The sequence below is a fragment of the bacterium genome (genome assembly GCA_035527515.1).
Classification (GTDB): Bacteria; B130-G9; B130-G9; order B130-G9; family B130-G9; genus B130-G9.
In genome coordinates, this window is the sequence record DATLAJ010000167.1 from 1 (window position 1) to 14442 (window position 14442).

The 14442-nt window shown below is 55.0% G+C and carries 11 protein-coding genes; 6 read left to right on the forward strand and 5 right to left on the reverse strand.

Annotation, left to right across the window (positions count from 1 at the left end; all coding sequences use genetic code 11):
* The 4 genes from VM163_13575 to mazG form a co-directional block, all read left to right on the forward strand.
* Positions 1-235, forward strand: a 235-nt coding sequence (locus VM163_13575) for a hypothetical protein (GenBank protein HUT04911.1), incomplete at its 5' end; no start/stop codon positions are given.
* Between the two features lie 523 nt (positions 236-758).
* The gene (locus VM163_13580; protein ID HUT04912.1) at positions 759-1841 is read left to right on the forward strand and encodes a porin; all 1083 of its coding nucleotides are present in this window, start codon (positions 759-761) and stop codon (positions 1839-1841) included.
* A gap of 196 nt (positions 1842-2037) precedes the next feature.
* Positions 2038-3126, forward strand: coding sequence for a porin (locus VM163_13585; GenBank protein HUT04913.1), 1089 nt, complete (start codon positions 2038-2040; stop codon positions 3124-3126).
* Positions 3127-3345: 219 nt separating this feature from the next.
* Positions 3346-4155 (forward strand): nucleoside triphosphate pyrophosphohydrolase, encoded by an 810-nt coding sequence (mazG, locus tag VM163_13590; protein HUT04914.1) that lies wholly within the window; start codon positions 3346-3348, stop codon positions 4153-4155.
* 20 nt (positions 4156-4175) lie between these two features.
* On the opposite strand, the gene VM163_13595 is transcribed toward mazG, so the two are convergent.
* The 5 genes from VM163_13595 to VM163_13615 form a co-directional block, all read right to left on the reverse strand.
* Positions 4176-4766 (reverse strand): S24 family peptidase, encoded by a 591-nt coding sequence (locus VM163_13595; protein ID HUT04915.1) that lies wholly within the window; start codon positions 4764-4766, stop codon positions 4176-4178.
* Between the two features lie 327 nt (positions 4767-5093).
* The gene (locus VM163_13600) at positions 5094-8330 is read right to left on the reverse strand and encodes a C25 family cysteine peptidase (protein HUT04916.1); all 3237 of its coding nucleotides are present in this window, start codon (positions 8328-8330) and stop codon (positions 5094-5096) included.
* 40 nt (positions 8331-8370) lie between these two features.
* Positions 8371-9567: a hypothetical protein gene (locus VM163_13605; protein HUT04917.1), complete on the reverse strand. Its 1197-nt coding sequence runs from the start codon at positions 9565-9567 to the stop codon at positions 8371-8373.
* Positions 9568-9634: 67 nt separating this feature from the next.
* The gene (locus VM163_13610) at positions 9635-11026 is read right to left on the reverse strand and encodes a PqqD family peptide modification chaperone (protein ID HUT04918.1); all 1392 of its coding nucleotides are present in this window, start codon (positions 11024-11026) and stop codon (positions 9635-9637) included.
* A 27-nt stretch (positions 11027-11053) separates the two neighbouring features.
* Positions 11054-11326: a PqqD family protein gene (locus tag VM163_13615; protein HUT04919.1), complete on the reverse strand. Its 273-nt coding sequence runs from the start codon at positions 11324-11326 to the stop codon at positions 11054-11056.
* A gap of 903 nt (positions 11327-12229) precedes the next feature.
* On the opposite strand from VM163_13615, the gene VM163_13620 reads away from it, so the two are divergent.
* Together VM163_13620 and VM163_13625 are read left to right on the forward strand one after the other, a co-directional pair.
* Complete coding sequence (locus tag VM163_13620) at positions 12230-13096, forward strand: hypothetical protein (protein HUT04920.1); 867 nt, start codon at positions 12230-12232, stop codon at positions 13094-13096.
* A 142-nt stretch (positions 13097-13238) separates the two neighbouring features.
* Positions 13239-14351: a response regulator gene (locus VM163_13625; protein HUT04921.1), complete on the forward strand. Its 1113-nt coding sequence runs from the start codon at positions 13239-13241 to the stop codon at positions 14349-14351.
* The last annotated feature ends 91 nt before the right edge of the window (positions 14352-14442 follow it).

Consider the following 14442-nt stretch of genomic DNA (forward strand, 5'->3'; position numbering starts at 1 on the left):
TTACAGCTGCAGTAGCAGCACGATGGCCGATATGTTCAGCATTCGGGCTGGTGAGATGCTCATGTTCTCGACGTCTGGCAGCGTTCCAATCTTCATTCCGGTTACAGCGGGCTATGGATATATCCTGTTTCGCACGGATAATGGCGGATTCATTCAGGCGTATTGCGCAATATACAATGGGATGACCGGCACGGGCTACGTTGTCCCGGCCGTTCCACAGGACCACGGCTTCTAGCCAGGCGCTGATGCGATGTGCTCGACGGCTGGCGAGCGCCGCTCCTTCACGATACTCTCACAATCTCGAGGCACTCCGGATCAACCTCCTCTGCGATGGCGATGCTGTCAGAGATCAATAATGTAGCTGAGATTGCGGTTTCCGAAGGCGCCCAAGACGGAGGAACAAATGCGCTGGGGAATGGTGAAAGATCGGCAGGTCAAAAAACGCTTGACATGTGGATTAGGAGTGGGTTAGGCTTGCGTTGAGATTTAGTTACTGTATTTGGGGAGCTTGTGCGGAAGGGCTTCGTTAGGCTGATTATTGAGGGACAATCACTTTCAGAATGCAGGATGTAAGGAGGTGATTGGTGGGGCTAGAGAATTGGCAAGCAGTGATCGGGGCGAATGACACTAGTTGATTGGTAAACCAGAAACACGAGGTGTTATGGTCTAATCAGCGCGGTTGCTGCAGTTTGTCTGATGGCTGAAGGTTGTTTATTTATTTTGGAGTTGTGAACCAAGGAACAGGAGACAGGAGGACGATGACCAAGAGAGCAGCAATTTGGCTGTTAGTTATGGCGATCGCGCTTGCCGCAAGCTGTGTGTTTGGTGATATTCTCACGGTCAAGCACGCGCACGGTGAGCTGACGCTGAAGGGTCTCATCCAGACCTATTATGGGATGTATGAGGATGATGCTCTAGTTGACGGGTTTGACATGAACCGTGTTAGGCTCGGAGTGGAAGGTAACGTCTATGACAAGGTGTTTTTCAACCTTGAGTTTGACGTGAACACGAGCGGGAACGGTCTGAAAGACGCTTACATCACGTTTAAGCATATCCCGCACGTTGATCTGTCGTTTGGGCAGATGTACAAACCAGCCACCTACGAGTCTCTGACATCAAGCCGCAAACTGCCATTCATCCTTTACGCAGTGCCGACTCAGTATATGAGGTCCAACAATGTGTCCAATCGAGACATAGGCGCCAAGGTGACGTTCCACTTGGAGAAGGATGATTACACGTTCATCACTCTTGAGGGAGGCGTGTTCAACGGGGCAGGCGCCAATACAAGCGACAACAACGACCAGAAGGACTGGGTTCTGAGGGCCTGCCTACAGCCCGTTAAGGGCGTGGAGGTTTTCGGTAACTATACGTATGGGACGTATGGCGCCAAGGGGCTTTCCATACTGGGCGTGAGTTCGGGCCATGAGCCTTACCAAGAATACAGCGCCGGGTTGGCGATAGACTATCAGGGCCTGGACTTCGTTGGCGAGTGGATCGGTATGAACACGAGATATTTGCCCGCGGGCGTGGGTATGGTTGACCCGCACGAACGGTCTTGGGACATGTATGGCTTCTATACCCATCTGGGGTTCAAGATCGACACAGGCTACGACTACTTCAGCGAGGTTGAGCCGATCGCTAGGTATGAGTATCTCGACCCGAACAGCAACAATCACGTGATTAACGACCTTGCGAGGCTTATTACTTGCGGGCTTAATGTGGCGATCGACAAACACTACGCAAAGCTACAGCTCAATTACATCATCAACCTGAACGACAGCGGTCCTGGCCGCGAGTTAGCGGACAACGTGTTCTTGGCGCAGCTTCAGGCGGCGTTTTAGAGGACAGGCATCAGACCGCTGCTGAGCGACATAATTCGCTAGCATTCAAGGGGCAGGGGCGTTTGTGCTTTCTGCCCCTTTCGCATTGTATGGACCGCGAGACCTGGCCGAGTGTGTGCTAGGGGGTTTAGGGGGTTGAGTGTGGCAAGGTTTCGTGTGTGTGCTGCGCCTACATGAATCTGAACAGAGGGCAACAATGATGAGAGCTGGGACGACATGGCTTGTTGTAGTAACGCTGGCACTTGTCGCGAACGCTGCGTTCGGCGACATTTTAACAGTGAAACATGCCCACGGCGACTTGCGCCTTTTTGGCTCGCTTCAGACCTATTACGCCAGTTATGAGGAGGACCTGGGGGCAGATACGTTTGATCTGCGGCGTGCCCGGCTCGATGTTGATGGCCACGTTTATGATAAGGTCTATTTCTTTTTGGAGGCTGACCTGCTTGGGAACCCTCAGTTATTGCTCGCAAGCGTCACGTTCAAACTCCCGCATCTTGACCTGCGATTCGGCCAGCAATGGAAGCCGGTCTCTTGGGAGGCGAAGCATTCTAGCAGAACCTTGCCCTTCATTGGCTATTCGCTGCCGACAGCCTATTTTCTGGCGAACAAGGTGTGCTTCATAGATATTGGGGCAAGGGCAACGCTGCACTTCGAGAGGGACGATTTCACGATGTTTCTTCTCGAGGGCGGTGTGTTCAACGGCACTGGAATCAATACGAGCGACGACAACGACCAAAAGGACTGGGTCGTGAGGACCGCTATTCAGCCGATAAAGGGCATTAGTTTTATCGGGAACTACACGTATGGCACCTATGGCGCCAAGAGCGTCCCGGATACTGACCCGTTGTGTGGCCACGCCAACTACCAGCAGTACAGCGCCGGGTTTGTGGTTGACTACCATGGGCTGGACCTGGCGGGCGAGTGGATAGGGATGCACAGGGACTATCTCCAGAACAAGGCCAATCTCGCTCCTGACAACAAGGCATGGGATAATTATGGCTTCTACGTGCACGTGGGCTACAAGATCAACACGGGCTACGACTACTTTCAGGAAGTAGAGCCGGTCGTGCGGTATGAGTATCTTGACAGTAGCCGGGAGGTCGCAGGCGATCTGCAGCGGGCGGTAACTTGTGGCGTGAACGTGGCCATAGACAAGCATTACGCCAGGTTTCAGGTGAATTACGTTGCGAATCTAGATGACAGCTGTGCCTATGATCCTGTTACTAGCCCCTATGGCAAGCAAGCTAACAACGTGCTTGCGGCCATGCTCTTGCTGACGTTCTAAAGGACCGGCTAGAAGAGGCTGTCCCATAAGTCGGTTTCTACGGGGATGACGCAGCGGGGTATGCCACATGTAGGGGCAGGCCTTGTGTCTGACCGAATATATAGATGGGCGGAGACAAGCCCCGCCCCTACACAACCTCGGACCCGACTTATGGGATAGCCTCCAGAAAGGCTGTCCTACGCGGGGCAGCCCTTTTGGTTTCTTGGGGAGAACATCGCCTTGAATAAAGACGCAGATGTCGCTCGTATGGCAAGGAGAAAAGACCTCTTTGTCGAGCTTGTCGAGACCATCGCGAGCTTGCGGGGCGAGAATGGCTGCCCATGGGACCGAGAGCAGACCCGCAACTCGGTCAAAATGAACCTCGTGGAAGAGGCCTACGAGGCGCTCGACGCGATTGACAGGTCTGACCCAAAGATGCTCACACAGGAGCTCGGCGATCTTTTGATACAGGTTCTGTTCCACTCGCAGATATCGAGCGAGATGGGCGATTTTGGCATCGAGGACGTGCTCTCGGCGGCGGTAGAGAAGCTGATAAGGCGGCATCCTCACGTCTTTGGGGGCGAGGATGTGAAAGACTCCAAGGAGGTCCTACAGAACTGGGAGGAGATCAAGAAGGGCGAGCGAGGCGCACAGTCTGTCCTTGCTGACATCCCGAGCTCGTTGCCGGGCTTCATGCGGGCGCTTGTCGTTCAGGACAAGGTTGGTCGAGTGGGATTTGAGTGGCCGGATGTTAGTGGCGCGCTCGCGAAGATCAGGGAGGAGGTATCGGAGCTTGAGCGTGCGATGGCGGCCGATGATCAGTTGCGGGTCTGTGCGGAATACGGGGACCTGCTGCTTATCGCGGTGAACCTCGGCAGATACCTGAAGGTGAACCCGGACGATGTGTTGCGCGAGGCAGTTCAGCGTTTCGAGCGGCGGTTCAGGTTTGTTGAGGCCTCGCTCAAGAGGGACGGCAAGAGCCCTGCTGATGCCACTTTGGAGCAAATGGACGCGCTCTGGAATGAGTGCAAATCGCGGGAACCAAGCTAGGAAGGCGAGGAGTGAATCGCCTAGCGTTTGCGCTCGAGGCGCTTCCTGCACAAGAGCCTCATCGCTTTCAGAAGGGGGCGTATCGTCCTGCTCCTGAGTCGCAAGGAATTGCGGTAGCAGAACGAGACTAAGCCTCCGGGCTTATCTGTCCGGCTTCTCTTGCGTAGGATATCGGAAAGAAACCGAATCGGCCCAGCAAACCAGAGCTCAAGCAGCGCTACGAGATGTGCAAAAGACCTGGCAAGCAAGCTAGTCATTGGAATGACATGGTTGCCTGACTTCAGCCTTATCTCAACGACCTTGCCAACAACGCACTCGGCGGGCAGGGGGAAGCATCTGGGCCCGCTGTCGCCCTTCTGAAGGAGCGAAACTCTCCCGTCCTTCTCGATCCGTTTGATGACTCTGTGGGTTACGACCTCAGGCCCGACCTTGAAGGTGACCAGGTCTCCCCGCTTAATCTCGTCGAGCTCGGTGTGTCGAAGGACTATTTCATCGTCCGGCTCGATTGTTGGCACCATGCTCAGGCCGGTCGTCTTGAGGACACTCTCTTTGCCCTTTGATTTCCAAAGGCCAAGTATCTCGTCCGCAACGCGACCGTCAATCTTTGTCACATTCAATCTCAAGCGATGTCGAAAGAGACACAAGTGTGTAGGAGACGCTTTCTGAGGCTGTCCAATAAGTCGGTGTGGCCTGTGTAGGGGCGATTCACGAATCGCCCTGGTCTAATCCGATCAGGCACCTTAAGGGCGGTTCGTGAACCGCCCCTACACGACATTGATGTCGTTCTATAGCCACATGTAGGGGCAGGCCTTGTGTCTGCCCGAATATATAGATGGGCGGAGACAAGCCACGCCCCTACACAACCTCGGACCCGACTTATTGGACAGCCTCTTCCAGCCTGTTCCCCGGTGTAGGATGGATTTTCTAGGCTGTCCATACTAGCGGATCTCAAACTGCGCCTGGCTTATCCCACCTATGAATCTCGACATGTCGCCCGGCTGTGTCAGTGCGGCAAAGAAAGCATAAGTTCCGGCAGGCGCCGGAGAGGGCACCGGCAGCGATGCTGCGCGAAGCCTCAGCTTCAGATACGGCGGCAGGGCGACTCGGATAGGCGACGGATCGAGGCCGAATGAGGGGTAGTAGAGAAGGGCGCCGCCAAAATCGAGAGCCAGGTAAGCGTCCACCTGCATAGATTCGCCTCCAGTGTTCTCGAGCATGACGTCCACGTTGAGCGTCTGGCCAGCGTAGTATGTGTCCTTGTCAGTCCAGACTGTCAGCCTTGGGCCAGAAGGCGCCGTCGGAACTGCCAGCGCAAGCCCCGGATCACCAAACAGCACGAAGGTCTCGACTATCTCGTCGAAGTAACTGACATAGCCCGCCTGAGCGTAGCCTCGCACCTTGGCGACTGTCGTGGCAGCCCCTATATAGCACTCGAGATCGTAGAATACGGACTCAAAAAACGCTCTGGCCAGAATCAGATGGCTCGACGCAGTATCAACGCTCGTCGGCGCCCAGGAAGCAATCGCGCCCTTGCCCCCGGTTCTCGCGAACACGTCGCCGAGGCAGGCCGTGCTGTCCCACATTGGGAAGAACCCGTTCAGGCAAGTCAGCATGATCACAAAAGGCATCTTGTCTCCGTTCTCAAGCTGACCAATATCGCCCGAATCAAACATTCCCTTAGCCCACCTGTTGACGTTCCCGTGACCTGCATAGTTGATCAGCAGGCAGCCCTCATTGATACTCGACATAATCTCCTGGTTGGCACTCTCCGACGAATCATAGTCGTTGTAGTTGATCTGGGTTGCGGAATAATCGTCAGGAAGAAAGCCCGTGCCCAGCTCGTTGTTAAGCGAGACAGAAACACTCTCGTTGTCAGCGACAAACAACACCCGATGGAGCCAATCGCCGCTGGCCTGACCGTTATCGTAGGCCTGTATCTTGGCCAAAGCGTCATCAACGTCGCTCGCTCGATTGGCGCATATCCGTCCGATGTTCATGTCCGGCAAGATGTCCGAGCCATCCACGCAGACAAACCAGTTGTCGCCCGGCGTCTCGCCGATCCGTCTGGGATCAGGGTCGGTATGGACGTGCGTCGGCACGAAATCCACCTCGTGTCCGATCCTGTTCTTATAGTCCATGTTCGCGTCGCCGACTAGCAGCACGTCCGTCGGAGGAGGTGGAGAGAAACTTTCATAGGCATACTCAAGAAAATCCTTGATCGCATCCGGGCTCTTGACGCCAAAGTTGAACTCGTCATAAACATCCTCCACGTCAGCGATCAGCACCACCTCGCCCTTCGCGGCGTGGTGTTGGGCTATCCCCTGCGCCGCCTCGAGAAAATTGGCATGTGAAATGATGATGTAGTCCGCTCGATTATTCGGCGATTTCAGCAATGACGGGGCGTCGAGAGTTGGCGATAAGCCCGTCTTGAGCACGGAGGTGTCAAGAACTACGTATCTTCTGCTCGGGCTGGCGTCATCCTCAAACCTGACGAGGTAGACGCCTCCGTCAGCCTCGACAGAGGCGTTGGCCAGATAGCAGACAGCCAACGGGTCTGTTACGTCGAAGACCAGAACATCGTTCGACGAGAAACCGCTAACTCGAAACTCCGTCCGGCCCGTCTCTTGGGGGCTGAATGCGAGGATGCCCTCTGTCGCCACGAACGTTGCGAGGAAGGTTACTTGAACGTAGTTGAGATAGACCTGGTCAAGGAGTGTTAGGTCGCCTGGGTAGTTGATCTTGAGCTCATTGCGCCCCTTTGCTAGCATCGACTGCGCCCCACTAACGCTTTGGACGAACTTGATCTGTCCGTTCCAGGTCTTGTCATCGATAATCTGGTCGTTCAGGATTACCTGAGTGTGATGGTCAGGGTCAACACCTGTAACGTCAGTCTTGCCCCGGAATTCGGCAACGAACGTTGCGTCGAAAGGTTCGGAAGAGAGATTGTAAGTATCTAACAGAAAGACCTCCGTGTCCGGCGCGGTTACTTTGCTATGGAAATAGTGGTCCTCGCCCTCTCCGTTAGGAATGTTCTGCCAATAAACGTTATCCTGCTCGATGTGCAGCGTCTCGACGAAGGACGTGGCAACCTGCGCCGTGCCGGTCGGATGGGCATCAGATTCCTGCATCCGCGCCGCGCCGCTATCGTCAAAGGAAAGCCAGTAGATGTTATCATTGGTGAACTCACTATCAGGCGCCTCGCCCCAGAAGAGGATGTAGTCAGCGTCATCGAAGCTCCCATCTCCGCCGTCCTCAAGAATTACCGGGACCTCCTGGCCGAGTTTTTTGAGGCTTAAATTGGCCGCGTTGATCGTAGAAAGGTCAATGCCAGCCCTGGATAGGTCGGCGCCAGTTAGTTTGTAAACTCCGTCCTCGCTCACTGCGATCTTATATTTGTCCGAGGCATCCAAAAGCTCCGTCGCGGTCGGCCCCAACGCAGGCTCGTTTTGAACCAGCAGAGGCCGGACGTCCCGAGGGTTCGCAACGCAGCTCTTAACGGCGTTGACCATCGTTTGAGACGAGCCTGCCCCGGAGTGCAAGACGCCCGCCATCTTGGCGTCTGAGTCGCACGGCAGCACGTCAAAGAAGACCTTTAGCGTTGCCCGCCTCAACACCCGAAGCTCGCTCGAGACGGGATTGAACCTGACGGGGAAGACCATGACGCGGATGACCGGCTGGCCCCGGAACACCCCGAAGAACTCAGTCCTGACGAACGAGTCTGGATAATACGCGTCGGTTGCATGCTGCTTTTCGTCCAGCTCGAACCGAGGCTCAATAACTGTCGTATCGCCGGTCTCAACCTCGACGTACTGAAAACACGGGACTACGCGAAGACCGAAGAACTGCTCCTCCTGAACTGATTCGCAGCGCGCAAAAGGCTTGCATTCGGCGGGAACCGCGAGCAAGAACCCCATAAACGGCACGTCGGGCTTTCCTGGTTCGGCGATGCTCTCGCAGCCCGCGACCTTCACGGTATCAAACATACTGCCCTGGATCTCTTGCCAGCTGAACGTCGGGCTGGGCGACTCAAAATCGATCAGGAAGTAGTTGTCGCCGCTTTCTCGAACGATGACCTCTGGAGCCTCAGAGCAAAAAGCGACCCCCCCCAGCGCCACAATGAGCGAGGCAGCTAGCAAAAAGCAAAGACATGTTCTCGAAACGAAAGTGTTCTGCATATCTAAGCCCCTTTCGAGGTGCAAGTCAGATTACAGTCGGTTAGCCAGCGGATACGGTTTCCTCGATCATATCGATCATGTCGTCCAGCTTGCCGACAACCAGTTCGTAGCATTTGGTTTTGCGGACGATATCCGCCAGGGCGAGGTACATCTTTGTGACGCTTCCTTTGAACTGATTGGTCAATAGCGCCGAGCGCGCGCCCGTGCGCGACCTCGTCAGCAGCTCAAACATCGCCCTTGAATAGGGCATGGGCGTCAGTCGAGGAGGACCTGAGAAGTCAGGCTGAGCATGTTCGCCCTTAACGGTGTCAAATATCAGGACATTGTGCTTGTAGCAGACCTCCTCCAGTTTGGCGAGGACAGGATACCCGCTCTGGACGCGGAAGCGTATTATCGGAAACTTCGCATCGGAGGTATCGCCGGTGACCTCCGTGGACTCAACCCCGTCAACCGCCCTCATCTCGCTAAGCATCTTGTCCGAGACCTCGCTGGTTATGAGATATAAGATCGCCGCGGAGGAGGCCTGGGAGAAATCCTCGTCAGCCGAGGGGACAAGGAAGAAAATGAACTTCGCCGGGCTGGGCTCTGTGGCAAGCGCCCCCTTCAACTCACCTATGTCTAACACGCGTTTGAAGCCGCCGCCGATCATCGGGATGGTCTCGAGCCCCTCAAGGTCAATGCCTTTGAAAGTGTGCTCCACTCCCTCGCGCATCCCAAGACCCCTCGGGAAAGGATAGACCTTGTGGTCAAGCCAATGTATTGCCGCGACCTCATCCGAAAACAGAGAGAATCCCCGACCAATCAGCGACAACGTAACGGTCGTCTTACCGCATCGCGCAGCCCCGGGGATTATTATGCCGTTGCCCTTGAACCCAACCGCGCCCGAATGAATCAGGAAATGGTTCTGTAGCTTCGCGATGAACGAGTTAAAGATAGTCATGTATGAAAAGCCGGGGAATATGTCCGGATTGGAGACAACATAGACCTTGTCGTCAGCAACCACGACTGGATTGCCCCTCACTACGGGCGTCTCGATAACGTAGTTCGTCACAACGGGCTTATCAGGAGGAGGCACAATAAAATGAGAGTACATCTTCTTGAAGTAGGAGAGAATCCGCGGTGAGTCAGACCGAATGCAGAAGTCCAGCTCGAACACCCGATAGTACTGGACATACTTGCAGAGCTTACCGTGCCTACTGATCACCTGCTCGGGGCTTGGAGTAGCGAATCGAACCAAACTACCTCTCCTAGCGCTTCTGTCCTGCTGAACGAATGTCAAACATGTCGGACCCCGCTCGACATTACTATATCTGAATCTCCTCTGAGCTACTTAAGCACTGTTTGCCTTTGAGCTTCGGGAATATCTCGAAGAAGAGCTCCTCAAAAAGCTCCTTTCGCAGCTCGCACTGCGCATCCTCCGCCAATAGCGTCCCGTTATCGACCAGCGCCATTCCAGGGCATCCGCCCTGGCAATAGTTCTTGAACGAGCATTTTCTACACGCCTCAACCGTTTCCATCCTGCTTGCCAGAACTTTATGCAGATTCATGAACTTATCACTCTCCGCTGCCTGCTGCAATGTCATGTTCCAGATATTTCCCAACTCGAATTCAGGCTGATTGAGCATCGAACAGGGGTATATCTTGCCCTCGGGACCGACCTCAAACATCTCGCCCACGTGGCACCACATCTCGTCGTCCGGCACATCGATATAAAGGCCCGGCATCCCGCCGCCAATGGGTAACTTGCTGCTTGAATCGGTCAGAATATCGAAGAACCTCCGGTAGAAATGGCGATAGCTATCTAGCGTCGGGTTGAGCGCCTCGAAGTTATCCTCCGCTCGCCCAAGCCGCGCAAGAAACAGAAACCTTATCCCGCCGATTTCAAGCCTCTCGCCCAACTCCAAAAGCGCGTCAAGGTCCTCGTCCGGCTGCCCCACGAGCGTGCGGCAGACCTCCACATTGGCGCCCGCCCCGTGTGCCTGCAAAAGCCTGATCCCAGCAAGCGCCTTCTCAAACGCGCCGGCGCCTCGAACGGCATCATGCACCCTCGCACTAGCCCCGTCCAAACTCACCTGAAATGTGACTGGAAGCGGGCCCAAACCGCCGGCAAGCTCCTCGGTTACGAGCGTGGCATTTGTCGAGACAATCGTCTTCACCCGCGCGGCAGAATACTTAACTATCTCAACTATGTCCCCGCGCAGGAGCGGCTCGCCACCAGTGATAGCAATTGACGAGTCCGGCCTCTCGGCCAACTGGTCCACGATGCCCTTGACGTCCGACGTCGAAAGGCCGTCGCTCTTGTGCAGCGAACTAATGGCCCCACAATGTTTACACCTCAGGTTGCAGAGTCCTGTAATGGTGAGATGCACTCGCTTGTTGACCCTGCCATAAGACCTCTTCTGTGCCACGTCGCGGTCGCTGAACATCCCGCCCGCCCTAAGCTGCCTAAGTGCGCCACTAACGTCTGCCTCGACGCGGTCTAGTTCAACCCCGTAGTGACTCGAAACCACCTTCGCTATATCTGAGCTGGTCCGTCTCCCGTCGCATAGCGATGCGATGAACCGGGCTGTCTCGTTGAGCATAGCGAACCTCGGCAGTCTCGGGTGCAGCAACAAAAACTGCCCATCCCTAGAAACCTCGAAAAAACCATCGGGAATCTTGGGCCTTTCAACCGAAACCGAAATCTGCTCTGTCAAGCTTCAGGCTCCAATCCGCTCGCCAAGCTACTCGTGAAGTATCCCATCCTCTCTGAACCTCTCGATCGCTGCCTCGACATCGCTCTTGACGTCCCGCCCCTCCGGCGGACCGAGGCTCTCTGTTATCTCCGCCGCAATCTCCTCGATTGTGTGTTTGCCGTCGCAGAGCTCCCAGACGGCTGCAGCCGTCTTGTTCAGCATCGAGACCTTATCATTCTCGCAATTATACAACAACGTTTCATCGCCCATCTCGGACTTCTCCAAACCCGGCCTCGCTACCGGCCTGTACTCGCTGCCCATTAAGCTAACCTCCAAATCGTGGCAAACGCTTTCCTGAACAATCGTGCCTCAAAGCACCCGCATCAACAACGCTCCTCTCCTATGAAGAATAACTCGAAGTTGGCCAAAATGTCAAGCTGCATGGCGAGGCAACATAAAAGCGCCCCGCTCCCCATTCACATTACACCCCTCGCGCAGCGGCCGAAACGGGCCTCACTCGCTCTACCGCAAGACGCCAGAGGTCAACTTGGCCGCCATCGCACCCGACCGCGCCATTCTGCCCAATCGAAAGCGCCCAAGGCAGATCAACGCCAAAACTCTTCGTTGCAGACCAGGAGTTTTCGTATTTTTTGATTAAGGAGTGTTGTGTTGTTGGCTGTGGTTCTTGGTTCTGGCCAAGAAGGAACTCGTGCTTCGTAGCCTTTGCTACTCTGCGAAGCGCAGAGTAGCACGAGCGCAGAGTGGCAGTGGAATTAGGATTGACGTGATGCTGACGTTTCGGTTCCCCGAAGGGGGGCCACAATAGTAGCCGTAGGTAGAACCTACGGAATCCGTTCACGTCGGTATGCTCGCGAGCCCGAAGGGGTCGAACAGCCCGTCCAGAGGGCTATGTTCAGCCCTTTCAGGGCTGATGATGTTTCCTTCTCTGACCCTGACCCGTAGGTTTCACCTACGGCTACTCACGTTCATCCCCTTGCGGGGATGCCGGAAGAACGCCGTCAGTTCAGCAGGCCCGGGCACGATTACGAAAACTCCTCGCACAAGAGCGCTTGAGGTGCTGACGGTATGTCTGTTATCGTTTTTCGCAATTAGGCCCGCATCTTCTGTGAGCCTAATACGACCCACGGGCGGCCCATCGGCAACAGTTGGTTTTGGCCGGGTGTAGGCCACCACGCCGAACCCGGGGACAAGGGAGGCAGGAAGATGCGAAGAGTACTCTTATTATCAACGTTCGCAGCATTGGTTGTCGCTGCGTGTCAGTTGGCGTTCGGTTTCGGGACGTCACTTGACGTCAATACGGACGCCACGGGCTATTTCGCTGGCGACGTGCTCACGGTCTCGTTGTCGGCGATCAACATGACGCTGGTGGAGGCTGAGGTGGACCTCTACCTCGCGCTCGAGGTTCCTTCTGGCGAGTTTCTCTTTTACCCCGGATGGCCCGTTGAGCTGGCGCCAGCGATATCTGGGGTCGTCTTGTCGGGAGGGGCGCGCGTCGGCCCGGTCGATTTCCTGAAGATTGGTCTTCCCAGCAGTTCTCAACCGATTGAGGGGCTCCACAGATACAGAGTCCACGCGGGGCTGGCGGCTGCTGGGACTCTCGATTTCGATCCCATCGACACCGTTAGGTTCAACGTGCTCAGACGAGGCGCGTGGGAGACTTATTCGAACTCGAATGAGATCAGGGACCTTCTGCTACGAGATGACGGGATGGTCTATGCCGCAACTACTACTGGGTTCATCGAGGCGAATCTTGGGACAGGGCGTTACAAGAAATACACCACAGCAGATGGCCTTCCCTACCCCTCGATCCAGAGCATCACCATGGGCCCTGATGGCGCGCTATGGCTCGGCTCAGGTAATCCAATGAGCAGGAAGACAGGCCAGGGCGTCATCCGTTACAAGGACGGCAGATTCAAGGCCTATACAACGGAGGATGGGCTTCTGGGCGACTGGGTTTCCGGCGTCACGTTCGATTCAATTGGCCGGATGTGGTGTTCGGTTTTTGGCGCACATCTGTGCCCGCCGGGCGTGATGTTCTGTGCCTGCCGCGGAAAGTCCGAGGCGGGTTGACGAAGAGTCAACTATGTTGTTATATTTAATATAGATGATCATACTCCAGATGTTTATGGTTGGAGATGTTTTGCGTTGGTATGAATAACAGCGAGACACGTGGGCGATTGTCAATAAAAAGGGAGTTATCCACCGGAGGGATATGATGACAGAGCAATTGGAGCGCCCCCAGAAGTCTAAGGTTCTCATCGTCGATGACGAGGAGACTATCCTTAGGATGTTTAAGAATCAGTTCAGAAAGGACTACGAGATAGCTATAGCGAGCAGTGCGGAGGAGGGATTAAAGATCCTGGACGATTTCGAGCCGGACGTAGTCATTTCTGACCAGAAGATGCCTGGGATGAAGGGTGTTGATTTTTTGGTGAAGGTTAAAGTGAAGCACCCTCATGCTATTAGGATGCTGCTGACTGGTTACACCGATGCGGAGGTGGCGAAGGACGCGATCAACAAGGGTGAGGTAACGGCCTACATCGACAAGCCGTGGGAGCGAGAGAAGCTGCGTCAGCTGATCAACAAGTCGATAGAGCAGCAGCAATTGGTACTCGGTAAGATGATGACGCACTTCGAGACGGAGATGCAGACGCAGTTTCATCGGGACTTCAAGGACGCTGGCATTAAGGTTGAGGACCTCAGTTACGACGAGAAGCAGATGAGAATCCGCAAGCGGCGTGAGGAGTTCGTTGAGGCGTTCAAGCTCGCTGAGAAGGAATACATTATTGAGGCGTCGTTTGTGTTGTTCCCGCGGACTCCCAGGAACCTCTTCATGCGAGAGATCGCCAAGATCGCCAATACTCCTGAGGACCTTGAGGAGATGGGGAAGATTTTGGGGGACAAGTTTGAGCAGGAGGTTTTGGATGTTCAGGGGACGTTCAAGTTCTGGTTCGAGAAGCGGAAGATGTGGCACAGATCGCTACGTGTGACGAGCAATCTGACTTACGCGGTGAGATGGCCGAACAGTCGCGTAACTTTCGACAGGCTTTTTTCAGCGATGCAAAGCGCTCTCCAGATAGGTCAGAAGATCGAATCGCTGTCAAAAGGAGCCTTCCGGGGCGAACGGCTTCGGCTTACAATCGAGCCGGTTTACATATTCGGTTCGCTTGACGTAAGAAAGGTCAACAAATCTGTATATCAGTTCGATCAGTTTCTATATGGGCAGCCCACCACACTGACGGGATCGCTCGTTGCTGCAGACCTTGCAGGTCTCTCCGAGAACCTTGACCGGGAGAAGGACGTCTTTTTACGAGCTAGTGCGTAGAGGCTTACTGAGCGGACTTGCACCGGGTGAGTGCCCGGCTTTTGGCAATTGCCGGAAGAGCAGGGCACATTTTTCATGTGTTGTTGTTGAG